The sequence below is a fragment of the Anabaena sp. CCY 9402-a genome (genome assembly GCF_963920945.1).
Lineage (GTDB): Bacteria > Cyanobacteriota > Cyanobacteriia > Cyanobacteriales > Nostocaceae > Trichormus > Trichormus minutissimus.
The window spans coordinates 1-16118 of sequence record NZ_CAWUDL010000107.1 but is presented as its reverse complement, the minus strand read 5'-3'; the positions used below and the strand labels follow the sequence as shown (position 1 = coordinate 16118).

At 39.9% G+C, this 16118-nt stretch carries 11 protein-coding genes and 1 pseudogene; 4 read left to right on the top strand and 8 right to left on the bottom strand.

Features of this window, described 5'->3' with window-relative positions:
* Positions 1–81 precede the first annotated feature (81 nt).
* Entirely contained in the window at positions 82–1473 is a 1392-nt protein-coding gene (locus ACM0OR_RS25765; protein WP_414579291.1) for a cobyrinate a,c-diamide synthase, read from the bottom strand.
* Between the two features lie 204 nt (positions 1474–1677).
* Between ACM0OR_RS25765 and ACM0OR_RS25760 the strand changes: the two genes are divergently transcribed.
* Entirely contained in the window at positions 1678–3876 is a 2199-nt protein-coding gene (locus ACM0OR_RS25760) for a glycoside hydrolase family 10 protein (RefSeq protein WP_414579290.1), read from the top strand.
* Positions 3877–3927: 51 nt separating this feature from the next.
* Here the strand turns inward: ACM0OR_RS25760 and ACM0OR_RS25755 are convergent, their stop codons facing one another.
* A complete protein-coding gene (locus ACM0OR_RS25755; protein WP_323266233.1) occupies positions 3928–4503 on the bottom strand; it encodes a retropepsin-like aspartic protease in 576 nt (191 codons plus the stop codon).
* A 593-nt stretch (positions 4504–5096) separates the two neighbouring features.
* Between ACM0OR_RS25755 and ACM0OR_RS25750 the strand changes: the two genes are divergently transcribed.
* Positions 5097–6743 (top strand): pseudouridine synthase, encoded by a 1647-nt coding sequence (locus ACM0OR_RS25750; RefSeq protein WP_414579289.1) that lies wholly within the window; start codon positions 5097–5099, stop codon positions 6741–6743.
* A gap of 24 nt (positions 6744–6767) precedes the next feature.
* Here the strand turns inward: ACM0OR_RS25750 and ACM0OR_RS25745 are convergent, their stop codons facing one another.
* Positions 6768–7118 (bottom strand): hypothetical protein, encoded by a 351-nt coding sequence (locus ACM0OR_RS25745; protein WP_323266231.1) that lies wholly within the window; start codon positions 7116–7118, stop codon positions 6768–6770.
* Entirely contained in the window at positions 7115–7444 is a 330-nt protein-coding gene (locus ACM0OR_RS25740) for a DUF433 domain-containing protein (RefSeq protein ID WP_414579288.1), read from the bottom strand. Before ACM0OR_RS25740 ends, ACM0OR_RS25745 begins: the two co-directional genes overlap by 4 nt.
* Positions 7445–7541: 97 nt before the next feature.
* Here ACM0OR_RS25740 and ACM0OR_RS25735 point away from each other — a divergent pair, with 97 nt between their 5' ends.
* Positions 7542–7670 carry a hypothetical protein gene (locus ACM0OR_RS25735; RefSeq protein ID WP_414579287.1) on the top strand — a complete coding sequence of 43 codons (129 nt, stop codon included), beginning with the start codon at positions 7542–7544 and terminating at the stop codon, positions 7668–7670.
* Here the strand turns inward: ACM0OR_RS25735 and ACM0OR_RS25730 are convergent.
* Entirely contained in the window at positions 7662–7925 is a 264-nt protein-coding gene (locus tag ACM0OR_RS25730; RefSeq protein ID WP_323266229.1) for a hypothetical protein, read from the bottom strand. The genes ACM0OR_RS25735 and ACM0OR_RS25730 overlap by 9 nt on opposite strands.
* A 541-nt stretch (positions 7926–8466) precedes the next feature.
* Between ACM0OR_RS25730 and ACM0OR_RS25725 the strand changes: the two genes are divergently transcribed.
* Entirely contained in the window at positions 8467–10767 is a 2301-nt protein-coding gene (locus ACM0OR_RS25725; protein WP_414579286.1) for a PhoD-like phosphatase, read from the top strand.
* A 169-nt stretch (positions 10768–10936) separates the two neighbouring features.
* Here the strand turns inward: ACM0OR_RS25725 and ACM0OR_RS25720 are convergent, their stop codons facing one another.
* The 3 genes and pseudogenes from ACM0OR_RS25720 to ACM0OR_RS25710 form a co-directional block, all read right to left on the bottom strand.
* The gene (locus ACM0OR_RS25720; RefSeq protein ID WP_414579285.1) at positions 10937–11821 is read right to left on the bottom strand and encodes a ParA family protein; all 885 of its coding nucleotides are present in this window, start codon (positions 11819–11821) and stop codon (positions 10937–10939) included.
* Positions 11822–12600: 779 nt separating this feature from the next.
* Positions 12601–15201 carry a DNA translocase FtsK gene (locus ACM0OR_RS25715; RefSeq protein WP_414579284.1) on the bottom strand — a complete coding sequence of 867 codons (2601 nt, stop codon included), beginning with the start codon at positions 15199–15201 and terminating at the stop codon, positions 12601–12603.
* A gap of 30 nt (positions 15202–15231) precedes the next feature.
* Positions 15232–16118 (bottom strand): annotated as a pseudogene (locus tag ACM0OR_RS25710) (ATP-binding protein); the annotation flags it as partial.

Sequence of the window (16118 nt, the reverse complement as noted above, 5' to 3'; positions counted from 1 at the left end):
GTAAGTGAACAATTATCACTTTACCTTGCTTTTGTTCTTAACCGAGAAGTATTGAATAGAGTCCTTCCCAATAAAGATTGTTTAGGCGTTTAATCCAACACAAAATATTTCCCGACATTGGCTAATAAACTGTCGGGGAATTTCTACACTGTCCCCCCAGTGCAGATGAATATAAGAAGCATGAATATTTATTGGTAAACCCCATCCCTCACATCCGAGATTCTCTGCCACATCGTAGCGATAAGTGGTAAACAAAGGCTGATCAGGATTTGAGATGAGATGAGAACGATGGAACTCATGTCCATAAATATTTGTTCCAGCATTGACTAGGAGACTATCTTGCAAAGCTACAGCGCGACGATAGCCCAAAGTCAGCTTTTTATCCATCATCGCTGATGTGGGTAATATTCCCACCATCGGCCAAGATTTACCTTCAAAATCCACTATTTGTTCACACAAATACATTAAACCCCCACACTCTGCAATGGTGGGCATTCCTGCAAAAATAGCTTGTTTAACGCTATCACGAGCGTGAGTATTAGTGGCTAATTGTTGAGCAAACACCTCTGGAAAACCACCCCCAAAATACATTCCCTGCACACCTTGGGGTAATTCATCTGCTAAGGGACTCCAAAAGACCAATTCTGCACCTAAATTTTCCAGAATATCTAAATTATCTTGATAGTAGAAATTAAAAGCGCGATCGCGTGCTACGGCAATTTTAACAGGCATCGGATATTGGGCATTGGGAAAAACTTCTACCTTGTCCCCCCAGTCCCCAGTCTTCAACAAAGGTAATAAAGTTTCCCAGTCAAAGCAATTATCACCTAAATCAGCGAGATGAGTGATGACAGCATCCAATTCGGGGAGTTCGGCGGTAGGGATTAAACCTAAATGGCGATCGGGAATTGTAATATTATCTTGACGACGTAAAACGCCAAGAATAGGTAAATGTAAAGGTTTGAGGGAATCTTTCAAGAGAGAGAGATGGCGATCGCTACCTACACGATTCAGCACTAAACCCGCTATTTCAATTCTAGGGTCGAATGAGCAATAACCGTGAGCGATCGCTGCCACCGAACCAGACAAGCGACTACAATCAAGCACCAACACCACAGGTAAATCTAAAAGTCGTGCAATGTGTGCTGTACTAGCAAAATCAGTGCTAAGTAAATTGTCTTCCCCAGTCCCCTTCACTCCATCAAACAACCCCATCACCCCTTCAACTAAAGCATATTCACTCTCTTGATGATGAGTAAAACACTGACGAACGTAGGCTGCTGAAGTCAACACTGGGTCTAAATTCCGACACGCACGACCTGTAACGTAAGTATGAAACATTGGGTCAATATAATCTGGCCCGACCTTAAAAGATTGCACCACAGCACCACGCCGACATAAAGATGCTAAAAGGGTAAGCGTGACTGTTGTCTTACCCACTCCACTACGTTCCCCAGCAATAACTAAAGCCATAAAAGCAGGATAGGAGGTGTTTACTACCTTGGATCTTAGAGGAGTAGTATACCGCCTCATCCGAGATTCTGACTTGGCACTACTTACCTACTAGTTGCGTCACGTTCGTAGTAAGGACTTTAGTCCTAATTTTTCTAAGGACTAAAGTCCTTACTACAAACTTAAATAGAAGCTCATTGATTAAGTATAAATATTTAGACAGTAATGCCGAATCAATTCCAGCAGAATAGTAGAAGTTTTTCCCCCTACACCCCTACACCCCTACACCCCTACACCCTCTTTTCTGGTTGGCGGTTAATTAAGCGTCTTCTCCCAGTGTTGTTTGCCATATCATTGTCTACAACCGTTCTACTAGGCAACTTCACTCCCGCAACTGCTCAATTACCACAGTCACCCCGTCAAGAAATCCGTGGGGTTTGGCTGACGAATAATGACTTTAACATCCTCAGAGATCGCGCTAAAGTACAGGATACATTTGCTCAGTTACGGCGGTTGAACTTTAATACAGTCTACCCGGTGGTTTGGAATGATGGTTATGCAAAATATCCCAGTGCGGTAACGCAACGCATGGGCATTCCTTTTTTCTTCAAAGGGACAGAAGGGCAAGATATAATTGCAGATATTGTTAGCCAAGCCCGCCGCCAAGGGTTACTAGCGATACCTTGGTTTGAGTTTGGTTTCATGACTCCCCTAACTTCAGAACTAGCATCCCAGCATCCAGAGTGGTTGACACAAAAGCGGGATGGTACTCAAACTTCAATCTCAGCTGCGGGTGAGGTAGCATGGCTGAATCCTTTTCGCCCAGAAGTACAACAGTTTATTACTGACCTGGTAGTAGAAATCATTAGTAAATATGATGCTGATGGTATTCAATTTGACGACCACATGAGTTTACCTGTTGATTTTGGGTACGACAAATACACAATTAACTTGTACACTCAGGAAACGGGGAATCCCCCGCCGCCTAATCCTCAAGCCCAAGCGTGGATGAAATGGCGGGCAGATAAAATCACAGCCTTCATGGTGCAACTTAACCAAGCTGTGAAAGCCATAAAACCCAGAGCAATTTTCTCGGTTTCGCCCAATTACTATAACTTTGCTTACAAATTTCAACTCCAAGACTGGCTTAATTGGGTGCGGTTAGGTGTTGTCGATGAGTTGGCAGTACAGGTTTACCGTGATGATTTGCAAAGCTTTGTTAGTACAATTATTACCCCAGAAATTATAGAGTCACAAAAAATAATACCTACTGCTATAGGTATTATGACGGGGTTGAGAAATCGTCCAGTTTCCATACAACAAATTCAGTCTCAAGTACGGGCGGCTCAAGAACGTGGTTTAGGTGCAGTCTTTTTCTACTACGAAAGCCTTTGGGACTATGGTACAGAACCAGTGGCGCAGCGTCAGGCTGGGTTTCAAGCACTGTTTCCTAATCCGGTGGTACGTGATACTTCCCAAGTCATAGCTCGTAAACCCAGTTTTGATACTATATCAGTTCCCTTATATCCCAGGGGTGCAAGCGGTTATTTCCTAGAGGTGGCAGTAGCTAACGGTCAGCCTAGGCGTGTTCTTATGGATACAGGCTCGGCGGGGCTAAGAGTTCCTAGGGAGTTTTTAGGTAATGCCCCCATTAACAGCACGGGTCAAATAGTTAGGGAGGTGTCAAGTGATGGTACTATCTTAGAAGGAGAGATAGTTTACACTAATTTACGGATTAGTTTGATTGCCACTGAAGAACCTGTTCCTGTGCAAGTCGTTACTAGCCGCCAATGTACCCCGCAAAAACCTAATTGTTCTGCCAAAAGTGGTACACCATTTGCTGGTATTATCGGAGTCAATTATTCAGAACGCACACTTCCCTATAATCCCTTAAGAAAACTACCAGGAAATCTGAGTAATGGATTTATAGTTACAGGTAATCGTGGTAGTAGTAACGGTAGTCTGATTCTCGGCTTGACAGCACAGAATCGAGCAGGGTTTAAAATAGCCTCTCTGAGTCAACAACCTGTAATTAATGGTATTCCTGGCAACAGATGGGACTCTAGACTCAATGGAGTTTGTTTAGCGATCGCAGCCAGTTCTATGAAAAATACCTGTAATGCCAGAATGGTAGTTGATTCTGGGATAAACAGCAGTTTGATTGACTTTAAAACTGCTTCCCTAATGGGTAAACTCAAACCAGGAAGATTACGCCCACAAAATACGGTGAAACTATCAATTCCTCAAATTTTTAACTACAGCATTACCCCAGGAAACACCAATGGGTTGAATGTGTGGAATGTCAATGTTGTTCCACAGCTAGACCAACCTGTGGTGGTGAATAGTGGGATAGGATTTTTCAACAGATATGATGTACTGTTTGATCCAGTCAATGGAAGACAAGGTTTTCGCGATCGCGCTTAAAACCTAATACCCCCATGCTGAAAATTTAGCTCACCATTCACCACTCCCTACTTATCGGGGATGAAATTCTACAGTTGTTTCTAAAATTTTGATGTCGTAATGACCAAAAAAATCATTACCGAGTAATCCGATTGGTGCGTTGTGTGCGATCGCTACTTCTACATTTTGAACCCCAGCACCACCTGCTGCCATCGATTGTACTGTACTAATAGGAAATTCGATTTGGCTACCATCAGCAATTTGCGCTGTCATTACTCCTGTCGTTTTGAGTTGCAGCGCATTTGCTGTTCCTATCGTAATTAACGTATTGTTAGCACCTGTATCAAAAATCATCTCAAAGGTTTTGTTGTTATTAAAGGTGACATCAATTACAGGAGTTCTGCCCAGACGGCGTTTGATGGGAACACGAAATACTCTTTTTTCTGCCTGGGGAGATATTTTTTTCTCAATGTTAACGCCACAAAGCTTTTCTAGTTTAATTGTTCTACCAGAGGCGTTAATCATAAAACATTCGCCTGGGTCTTCAGCATTTACACGATGGGGTAAGGCTAAAAACATCAGTGTTGGCAGGAGTGTAATTAAAGCTAAATTGATATTTGTAATAATCAGCTTGCTAGCATTTATCATTTGATTTTCTTTATTAATATCTAAATAAAATATTATTTATTAGAGATAGACTAATTCGGACTATAGTTGTTACTATGAAATTTATTTTTCGCCGCCTAGTCAAATATTAGAATAAGGTTAGTTTTATATATATTACCTATATTTACTGAACAATAAATTAAAGTTTAGGTGAAGAATAGATAAAAATACTGGTGGTAAATAAAATTTTGCTAAACTTGGCTATTTCGCAACTTTAATCACAGTTTTTTGCTGCATACATAGCAGTAGAGATCGCATTGTTCACAGCCATATCCTTTTTAGAGAAAATTATCTCTTGTGTGATGGTACGTGGTGCTACTACTCCACACACAGCCGCAGCCGCAAACCCATACAAGACTTACGCAAAAACTCTTTCAAACCCTTATTTCTCCGTGTTCTCTGCGTCTCTGTGGTATGCGCTACGCGAACGTTATTCAGTAATTTGAATTTTGAATTTTGCATTTTGAATTCAAAAAAGGTCATAGTAGGAGGTGTAGAACCTAAATCACTTTGTCCAAAGCCAATGTGATAGAAACTTTCCCCGGACATATTGTTGACGACATTTTGATGCTTGCATGATATTACATCAGATTGCAGATTTTCTTGACTATGAGTGGACTGACGTTAACCAATCGCCTAGTTATTGGTACGAGGGGCGTTGTCTGCAAACTGGTGATTTAATTAGGCTACCACGCACACCTTTAGTAGAAGCGATCGCCTGTGGTTTAATGCAACAACTAGCCGAAGATGAGCGTTATTTCCATGAAGGTAAAATGTATGGTGTCTTATTAGTAGAACTACTCACAGGTGAACAACGAGTTTTAAAAGCTTTTTCTGGCTTACTCAATGGTGAAAATGTTGTAGATGGCTGGGTTGCGCCGATTCCTGGGAGAGAACAAGTAGCTTTACAAGAAGCGAAAACTTTGGCTGAGTTAGAAGCAATTAAGCAAGAACTCATCACCCTGAAACAATTACCAGCGAGACAAGAGGATGAAAATTTATCGCGGGAATTTGCACAACAATTGCAAGTAATGAGCGATCGCCATTTTAAGTTGAAACAGCAACGACAGGAAAAACGCCAGCAACTTAGCGACACACTCACAGGTGAAGCCTTAACTTTGGCTTTAGAACAACTAGATGCAGAAAGCCGTCAGCAGGGAATAGAACGCCGCAAACTCAAACGCCAACGAGATGTAACTTTGGCAACTTTAAAAGCAGCGATCGCTACAGCAGATACTCGTATTCAATCACTCAAACAACAGCGTAAAGCCCTATCTCGACAACTCCAAGCCCAGATGCACGCCGCTTACTCCCTGATGAATTTTTTAGGGCAATCTTCATCATTGCAGCAATTAATGCCCGATGGTTTACCGACAGGTACAGGCGACTGTTGCGCCCCGAAGCTACTCCACTACGCCGCCACCCACGGACTTAAGCCCCTAGCAATGGCAGAATTTTGGTATGGGACATCTAATCAAGATAAATCCCAAGGGGAATTTTATGGCGCTTGTGCAGAACGCTGTCAGCCATTGATGGGGTTTTTGTTGGCGGGTTTAAGACCTAACCCCCCTACCCCCTTCCCTTTTAGGGTTTGGGGAGAGGTAAAAACTATTTACGAAGACGAACATTTGATTGCTGTCAACAAACCTGCTGGACTGTTATCTGTTCCAGGGCGTTATCTAGAAACTCAAGACAGCGTGATCAGTCGCTTACGTAATTTATTACCAGATGGCGATAATTTAGCGGCGGTGCATCGCTTAGATCAAGAAACCTCTGGGATTCTCTTGGTGGCGCGTGATTCTCAAACTTATCGTCAACTTAGCCAGCAATTCCAACAGCGACAAGTCCACAAGGTTTATGAAGCCATACTTGCAGGCATTGTCGCCATAGACACAGGTTTAATTGAATTACCATTATGGGGAGATCCACAAAATCGACCTTATCAACAAGTTGACTGGGAGCATGGTAAACCCAGCTTCACACGCTTTCGGGTGATGGCGAGGGAAGGAGAATATACCCGCGTTGAGTTTGCACCATTGACAGGACGCACCCATCAGTTGCGGGTTCATGCTTTGGTAGGATTAGGAAAGGTGATATTAGGCGATCGCCTATATGGTTGCAATGCTGGGGCTACTCGTTTACACTTACACGCCAAAGAACTCTGCTTTCAGCATCCACACACACAAGCAATTATTCATTTACAAACTGAAACACCATTCTAATGTTTTTGCAGTTGTTTGCCTACGTCAGAGAGGCAGTTTTGCAATCCGATCAACCCACTCTTCTGCACTCGATACTGCCCAAATTAGCAATAGTTCCTCAATAACGATTTCAATTGGTAGTTTCCTAGAAACGATGATCACTCCTGAACTCTGATTGTTGCTGATAAATTCAGCAAATTCTGATGGCATAGTTTTGCGGTCGTGGCTGGCGAGAACGCGCCCCTGTTTTGCGGCGATCGCCAATACTTCTACATCTTTAACGCCTTCCAACCTAGCAGCAAAGGCAGTTTGAAAATTAATCGTAGGTTCTCGCCGTAACACGCCAGTGACAATCGCCTGATTCAAGTCAGCATCGGCTTGGTAACTAATAATCACGATCCCACTTGCTGACTCCCTGACCTAGCTACCATCAGCTTATTATACAAAGCAGGATCAGTAGTTTGCAAGGGTTGGGGCATAGCATCAAAAGCGGCTTCCTCTGCTGTTAGGTAAGAATCTATCTCAACACGATTAGCTAGATAGAATGCGATCGCACCATAAACTTGCTCTAATGTTAGTAACGGAAAAGACTGGACAATGCTTTCAGGTGATAATCCACTTCGGAAGGCGTAAACAACAGAGTCGAGGGAAATCCGAGTTCCTTCGACCCAATAAGCATCCTTTCGATACTCTACATAAGATTTAGCTGCAACAACTGGCATATATTTATTTTGCTTCTACCTACTCTTAATCATAAACTCAATATATCAATCGGGTTCATGTGCTGACTTTAACCGCAGCTATAGCCTGTTCAATTTCTTGACGCAACTCAAATCCAGGCTTGTTGCTGTTTCTCAGGGTTTTCAAGCTAACCTTGATATTTTCCCAGAGTTTCGGGGCTGGCGATCGCCAGATGATATTAACTACTCAACCTTATATTTATCTTGATTCAATATCTTGCTGAAAAACTAAGATAAAATCATTGACGGTTTTTTTATAGTTAAAACCATAATCTAACAAAGCTTCCTTTAAAGTTTCTACCTCAGATTCGGTAAGTATATTTTTCTTAGGTGTTATCTCAATAGCTTCATCATTTACTGTAAAACTGAAAGATTCTTTAAATTGGTTATAATCCCAGTTTAATTTTCTAGCTGCATTTAACTCAATGGCAGCTATTGTATGATCAAATTTGCTTGTAACCATTACTTTGGCTCTCGTATTAGCTAACCTAAATTTTAACAATCATAAGAGAGAATAAACTAAAACTAAGTTCTTAATTAAGAGCCGAGAAGTAATACCATATATTTTCTGATTTTCAAAAAATCAGCCTATTGGTGAATGTATAAAAGAGAATAATAAGCTAGAGATTTCCAGTTAATCAATAGATAATGATCTGATATTTACCAGATTTAACCCCAATCATCATAAGTTAGGGCAATACTCGCGATACTACTAGAAAAATTGAACTATAAAACCAAAAAAGGCTATGCTATTTTATTAAAGCTAGGATACATTAACTTAATTGTTGTATTCATAATTTGTGCAGCCAGTAGCGTAACTGCAAGTTGCTCACTTAATCAGTCAATGGGAATAATTTGATTTCACCATAATCATGTAATGTGCGACTTATTATTTTGTTACACAGGGCTGGTCAAATAAACAAGAGAGCTTATGCAACACTGTTGAACGATAACCTCTCTAGTTCAATTAACTTGTTACCGAATATTAATTTGCACATGGCGTAATGAATAATCAAACTGCAAGCTTTTTTGACGACCTGCCAATGATTTTGGTTGGGCCAATACTAAAACATACTGAACCGGAATCGGTGACAGTGTTGATGGCATTAAAACAGTCTTGCCAGGTAGAAATCAAAGTTTATCACACAACAGATTATGGTGAAAGGTTAGAAAATTATTTATTAGTGGGGCGACGTTCTACAGTTGCTTTAGGCAAACATTTACACGTCGTAGCGATTACAGCTGTGTCTGCAAATGGGGAGAGTTTAACGAATGATAGCATCTATGCTTATGACTTCCAGTTTACCCTTGCAGACCAAACTGTACTCACACTAGAGCAAGCTTTATCTTCTAACCGCTTTCCTCACGTCAGCATTAGCTACTTTGCACATCAAAAACCAACTTTTGTTCTTCCACCCAACCACCTGGAAGATTTGCACATTGTCCATGCTTCCTGTCGTAAACCTCATGGTCATGGATTTGATGCCTTACCAATTTTAGATGGGTTAATAGCAACTGCCAAGCAAACTCGCGATGACCTCCGGTCGCTCGGAGAGCATCGCCCCCATCAGTTATTTCTGACAGGTGATCAAATTTACGGTGATGATGTAGCCGCACCATTTTTATGGTGTGCTAGTCGTTTAGGGGATGCTTTACTAGGTTGGGAAGAACAACTACCCATAGATCAAATTTATCGTACACCCAAAGAACTACCTCCCGGCGATCGCGCTCAAGTGGCTACAGAAAATGCTGGCTTTACGGCTGGATTACACAATAAACCAGAGAAAGTGTCTAGTCATCTTTTCAGCTTGGGGGAATATTACGCTGCTTATATACTTTCTTGGTCGCCAGTGTGCTGGCCAGATGCGTTTCCTAAAGCACATAGAGTCACCAATAAGCGTCATGCTATCAAGTATTGGAACAAGTCAGTTAAGTATTTACGCCAATATATTCAAACTCTGCCGCAAGTGCGCCGTGCTTTGGCTAATATTCCTACCTACACCATTTTTGATGACCATGATGTTAGTGATGATTGGAATTTAAATCAAGCTTGGTGTTTGCGGGTGTTGGGTAATCCTCTGGGAAGGCGAGTTGTGCAGAATGCTTTATTAGCCTATGCAGTGTTTCAGGCTTGGGGTAATACACCTAGGCAATTTGTCGCTAATAGTTCCGGTGAAAAGTTGCTAGTTGCGGCTAGTGCGTGGTCAAATTCCCAAGGGACAGATCAAGATGCAGAGGAGGCGATCGCGCGATATGTTGGCATACCAACTACTGATCCTCACACTGACTTACCTAATTTGATTTTAGAAGATGGGGTGTTTATTTTAGACCGAGATCCCCAAGTATTGACTTGGCACTACACCATCAAAAGTCACTGCCATGAAGTCATCGTCCTAGATACACGCACTTGGCGGGGCTATCCAGCCGATCAAAAACCCATAGCCCCACCCATGTTATTGTGTCCACGGGCAATGAATCAACAACTACTGCAACCTTTACAACAAACAGCAGACAATCATCATCTCACCACCTTTGTTATTGCCCCGACAAATGTATTTGGTTTGCAAGTAATTGATTGGATTCACCATTGGCAATTAAAACGCGAACAAGTTTTTTCTACAGATGTGGGAGATGCTTGGAATATTAATTTTCCCGCCTTAGCAAAACTGTTAAATATTTTTTGTGAGCAACGTGAAAAACTTGTGATTCTGTCTGGAGATATTCACTATAGTTGTACCGCTCGCTTATCTTATGCAAAAACGCTCAATTCACAAAAACAATCTGTATTAGTACAGTTGACTTCTAGTGCTTTAAAGAATGAAGAAACAGTCACCAGATTAATTCATACACGTTTAAAAGAGTGGCTATTACCAGAAAAAATCAGACGGTGTCTAGGCTGGAATCACCCACCAAATATGGTGCAAGTTTCTGCGAAAAAATCAGCCCGCTATCAAGTAAAGAATAACCCTGATTGGTATTGTGTACTGGAGTGGATACCGCGACAAAGCACGCAAGATTTCCACTCTCAAAGAGAAATGTCTTTTTTAATCAATGCCCACAAAAAAGCCCAAAATTCTTACTTGCAATGGTTACAACCTTTCATGTTTTGGCAATATCGATGGTTTCAGGATGGTAAGGAAGTTGTGGGATTGAATAATATTTCTTTGGTTCATTTTGACTTAACAGAGATGGAGAATGATTACAAAGTTATTCAGGATGTTTTTTGGTGTGATTCTAAATCTTCAACTCAAATTGTCTATAGTCGTTTTGCAATCAATTTACAACCAAATCAGAAATTGTTATAAGTGCTGACTAGTAATTCATTACTGCTCAGTTAAGCCTAAAACATCACTTCGATGTAGGTTGGGTTGAGCGATCAACCCAACAAATCTTACATTTTGCTGAGTTTCCTTCCTCAACCCAACCTACAAATATTCTTAATCCCGACTACAAATATTTAGGCAGACTAACTTATCACAATTTCTGCAACAACTCTTGAGTTAACTGCAAAAATGCTTTAGAACCGGCTGATTGAGGTGCGTTTAAAACAGCCGGAACAAAACTATCAACAGCTTTAGCCACATTAATATCTACTGGAATTTGTGCTTTACAAATTTGTTCTACACCAAAATCTTCTACAACTCGGTGCATTACCTGTTTGTAATATCTACCCGTTAATAGGTTAGTATTACACATACTAAAAACAATTCCCAGCATTTTAATATTTATCTTAGTCTCATGTTCATGACTATCTTTTAACTGGGCAATACGTCTTTCTAACAGTTGAATACCTACTACAGATAAAGGTTCTGGTTTTGCTGGGAGAAGATAAAAATCACTGGCTGCTAAAGCACTCCGCGTCAATAAATTGTAGCCGGGGGCGCAATCTAAAAGAATAAAATCATACTCATCGCGTACTGGTTTTAAGATATTATTAATCAAGACTCTCTCAAACCGATTCCAAACACCTTCAAAGTTTTGTTCACCTAAAGCAACTGTTTGTCTATGCAACATTTCTGACACGACAAACTCATCATATAAGTCTATATCTCCTGGTAATAAATGTAGTTCTGGCAGATTACAGACTTGAGTTTGAATGATATCCTTGATAGTTAACTTAGTATTCGGATCTGGATTGATAACTTCATCAATGAGATACCTAAATGTCAGTCTTTGTTTGCGACGCTTGGCAAAATCTAAAGGCGACATCAAACTAAGTGTGGCACTGATTTGCGTATCTAAATCCAGAACCAGCACCTTTTTACCATAATTTTTTGCCAAACAAGTAGCCAAATTCACAGTGAGGGTAGTTTTACCTACACCACCTTTCATATTTGCAGTAGCAATTACATATCCCATTTGTTAATTCCTCTGATGACGCGTTCCCAGTTAATGAAAATTTCCGGTAAATTTAATCTTTACAGGAAAATTAAAAGAGTTGTGCCAGCAATATTGCCTCGATAGAGTATATAGTAATACGCCCTTATGATAATTCGTAATTCGTAATTCGTAATTAAGCAAGTTTGGTTATACAAACCATTTGTGATAGCCGAAACCCCGGTTTCTTAAAGAAACCGGGGTTCTGAAGTCCCACAATTTTTACAAATTAAATAAATTGCTGTAGTTGTTACACCTAAAACTTATTTTTCTGATAACTGAATCTCTATTATTGATGGTTAAATTCTACTTAGGAGCGAATCAATATCATCTCTATATGTAATAGTTTAATATTGAATTAATACACAACATTCCTGTTAGTTCGGCTGAATGCTGATTATAAAATATCTCAGTATTTTGCAGTACGCCTTTACCATGAATTATCTCATAGTGGTAATATCCATATTGGTCAAGATAAACAACTAATGTAAGTTGATTAACAGCTAGCATTGAAAGTAGTTTTGTACTCATTGTTGTACATCCTGGGTGTAGGGTAGGAGGTGTATATATATTTATTGTTCAGTTTTTTATTAGCCCTACAGGATGAACTTAGATAAGTTTTGGAGAAATTTTTTAGTAATCTACTTGGATGGCTGAATTTATTGGCGTAGATGGGGTGCAGGAAATATAAAATCAGTATTTGTAAGTAGGGAGTTTAACAATATCATCAATTATTAATAATGATATCGGTGAAATTGCGCCTACTGAGTTTTTTCTGATGGGATCTGAATTTGTTTAGCAAACAGGCTTTGTAACCGATGCAATTGGGGGCCAATTTGGTAGAGTAAATCACCTTTACCTAATAGATAAGAGGCGGATGTTTCTGTACCTCCTAAGACAATTTTTGAGTCGGCTTCGCTAGCAGTTCTTAAAGCAACTCTTCCTGGCAAATTTGAACGGATAATTGGGGTGACAATACCGGCTTCTGGACGTTGGGTAGCAATTATGAGATGAATTCCCGCCGCCCTTGCCATTGCTCCTAAACGTTTTATACTGAGTTCTAATGCTTTGCGAATTTCTTTTTCTGCCATAAAGTCGGCGTATTCATCAAAGATGCAAACGATGCGAGGTAAAGGTTGATGAGAACGCTGATTGTAGGTGCTTAAATCAGCACAGCTAGCTTTTTCAAACTGCTGGTAACGGGATTCCATTTCTAAGACTAATGCTTCCATGAGTTCGGTAGCGCGATCGCTATCTTTAACGACTGGCGAATATAACCAAGCCATGCGTTCAAACTCTGGAAAGGTGACGCGCTTGGGGTCTACTAGGGCAATTTTGAGATTTTGCGGGGTATGACGATATAGTAGGCTGAGGAGGAGCGATCGCAAAAATTCGCTTTTACCGCTACCAGTTGTCCCCCCAACTAAAAAGTGACAGGAATTAGGATCAGATAAATCAGCTTCTAATAGTTTTCCTTCCAAATTTACCCCAATGGCAATTTTGATAGGTGCAGTTGCGCTTAAAGTTTGGGGTTGAATATACTCTGTAAAACTAGCCACCTGTCTATCTGAACGGGGTAAATCAATACTCACATACCCAGCTTGTGGCGCAATTAACGGTTTATCTGCTAATCCCAATTGCACTTGCAAGTCACTTGACAGTCTCAGCAGTGCGCTAACTTTCACACCCAAATTAGGCTTCAACTTCACCCTGATAAAAGCCGGCCCCACAGCCGCGCCTAAGTATTCAACCCCAACACTAAAAGATTGCAGTGTATTAACCAACGCTTCGCCTATTTCATCAGCATTAGGTGTTTTTTCCTCACTCTTGATATCAAGATTAATAAATTCCTCCCCCCTTTTTAAGGGGGGTTGGGGGGGATCAGATATGACATCACCAAAAAAAGTCTGACACTTTTGCTGTTGGGGGCAAATTTCGCACAGATAAGGCTGAGTTGTCCGTGGCGGTGGGTTGGGTTGGGGTGATTTCCAATTCAACCATTGTTGCATTTGTAGCAATTTGAGGGGAATTAGCTGATGTACTGTATTTTCTAGCTGTTCCCAGGAGTAACGATACTCTTTAAACTCAGGTAATACACAATAAACTGCTGAGTCAACAGGGACTTTTTTCTGATGGTGCAGCATATAACTGTAAAGTGAAACCTGAGCCAATTGTGCGGAAGGATCAACAGGCTGATAGGTTTTAAACTCCACCATACACAGGCGATTTATTTCAAAATTGAACACTAAACAATCAAATTCACCCCTGACTAATTGCTGTGTTCTATTTGGTAAGGTGAAGTAATTTTCAATGCTGCGTTCTGTAGATAAAAAAGTGTTACTAATGACTGTTTCTGCACTGCAATAGCGTCTATTAATTACTAATAACTCTGTAAAGCGTTTGATGAGTCCTTGTAATCCATTCCAAACCTGTAAAAGTGGTTGTCCTTGCTTGCTATCTTTTTGTACAGCTTTTTGTAAATAGGGAAAAAATTCTAGCTGATAGAACAGTTGTTGCAGTGCATTAGTAATTGTTTCTATATTTAGCTGTGACACTGCTGGTTTAAATAAATTGGTAAATTGTGGTTCAATTAGAGCTAATTGGATAAATTTATCTGCTAGTTGGTGAAATGGATTACCAATACCAATAGCTGTATCTGGGGGTAAAAATATTGCTTTATCGCCAAATTGATGATTGAGATAAAACAGCCGAGGACATTCAAAAGCAACTCGGACTTTGGTAACACTTAAAGACTGATTTTTAGATGTGTCTGTTAACTGTTGTGAGTCATTTTTTAACATAAAAATATTAGTTATAGCGTTGGGATTAGATATTTCTAGTAAGCGACGGTGAACAGCCGCTAGATAAACAGTATCCATCGCCGCATATTTTAACTGCTTTTGGCTGAGGGGACGCTTTCCCCAATCACTTGCTTGTTCTTCTATATCTACATGAGAAAAGTTACAGAGTTCTACTGCTAAAGTCTTTAATTTTAAATTAGAAGTTTCTAGGCGTTGGCGTGTAATTTTCCTGGCTAATTGCAAGGTACAAGTGACATTATTAGCTAGGTGTCCGCCTAAATATTTCAGGTCAAAGCTAGCATTATGAAAGACTTTTAGGATATTAGAATTAACCATGATTTGGTTAATAAAATCTACAGCCGAATCATGTTTGTCAAGTACATCAAGAATGCAAGCATATTTACCTGTTAAGTCTGTATGGTCAGCTAATACCTGAATCAGCGATAATTTTGGTTTAGATGTATTCCAATGAGCAACCTCTGTATCTACCCACAGTGTTTTAGCTGTTGCTAATTTGGAGATGACATCTATAATTTCTGTTGCTTTTGTCAGGTAGTGCATTGAATAAATATTAATAACAAGTACAGGCTATTATGCAATTAAACAAATCAATTGTTCTTGCAATTTAGCTTTTGGGTTAATCAGTTTTACTTTCTTCTCCTGACATAAAAGCTCAATCAAGAGTTGCACATCAGTTTCTTTCACTGTAGGAAACTGATCGGCAGAGTTTGTAATTAAAGTTTTTACTCCCATATAACCTTGAGTTTTAACAAGATTTAGCAAAAACTCTTTTACTGGTCTTAAATCTGTTGTTGGATCAGGTGGGTTATCTTCTTTAGGTACAATTTCTAAATCCTGTAATAATTTACATTTATCTAAAATTTTAGATTCGCGTATTAAAGGTTGTAGTTCTCGCAAAGTAATGACTTTACCTGCGAGTATCAACTCATGAGCAAGCGCAGAGTTAACAAAACTATGATATGTCTCCAAGTAGTGAACTGAAGTTACATCAGGCTTGATATGATTATGGTTAGTATATGTAAAAATCTGCCTGTAAAGTTGATTCCCTGCAAGATTAGGTTTTCCAACACTTGCTAAACGAATCAATTTCAGCGTATGACATAAGTTTTGAGATACTACTTTTTGACAAGCATTCATAACATTAAAAAACGATTGCATACTGGCATCTTCTGTCCACACAATGCCTATGGTTTCACCATTATTAGGCTGCCGATAACTTAAGGAATAACCAGCAGATGCTCCTTTCAAGAGTTTAGGCTTAATGTTTTGTACTTGTAATGCCTCTAATGCTTCCTGTAATATCCGAATTAGTTCTGTAGCATCTAATAAAGTTATTTTGGTAATTTTTCCCTGATTTTTTTTATATTCTTGTTGCCATCGTAATTGGAATGCTGCTTGAATTGGGAGCATCCACTTTTGGAAGATATACAAGTTTTGGGAGAATATAACAACAGAGA

What these genes read in the sequence shown, in the direction of transcription:
- ACM0OR_RS25765 (WP_414579291.1), bottom strand. Translation starts at nt 1,473, where the DNA reads ATGGCTTTAGTTATTGCTGGGGAACGTAGTGGAGTGGGTAAGACAACA.
- ACM0OR_RS25760 (WP_414579290.1), top strand. Translation starts at nt 1,678, where the DNA reads ATGCCGAATCAATTCCAGCAGAATAGTAGAAGTTTTTCCCCCTACACC.
- ACM0OR_RS25755 (WP_323266233.1), bottom strand. Translation starts at nt 4,503, where the DNA reads ATGATAAATGCTAGCAAGCTGATTATTACAAATATCAATTTAGCTTTA.
- ACM0OR_RS25750 (WP_414579289.1), top strand. Translation starts at nt 5,097, where the DNA reads ATGATATTACATCAGATTGCAGATTTTCTTGACTATGAGTGGACTGAC.
- ACM0OR_RS25740 (WP_414579288.1), bottom strand. Translation starts at nt 7,444, where the DNA reads ATGCCAGTTGTTGCAGCTAAATCTTATGTAGAGTATCGAAAGGATGCT.
- ACM0OR_RS25730 (WP_323266229.1), bottom strand. Translation starts at nt 7,925, where the DNA reads ATGGTTACAAGCAAATTTGATCATACAATAGCTGCCATTGAGTTAAAT.
- ACM0OR_RS25725 (WP_414579286.1), top strand. Translation starts at nt 8,467, where the DNA reads ATGAATAATCAAACTGCAAGCTTTTTTGACGACCTGCCAATGATTTTG.
- ACM0OR_RS25720 (WP_414579285.1), bottom strand. Translation starts at nt 11,821, where the DNA reads ATGGGATATGTAATTGCTACTGCAAATATGAAAGGTGGTGTAGGTAAA.
- ACM0OR_RS25715 (WP_414579284.1), bottom strand. Translation starts at nt 15,201, where the DNA reads ATGCACTACCTGACAAAAGCAACAGAAATTATAGATGTCATCTCCAAA.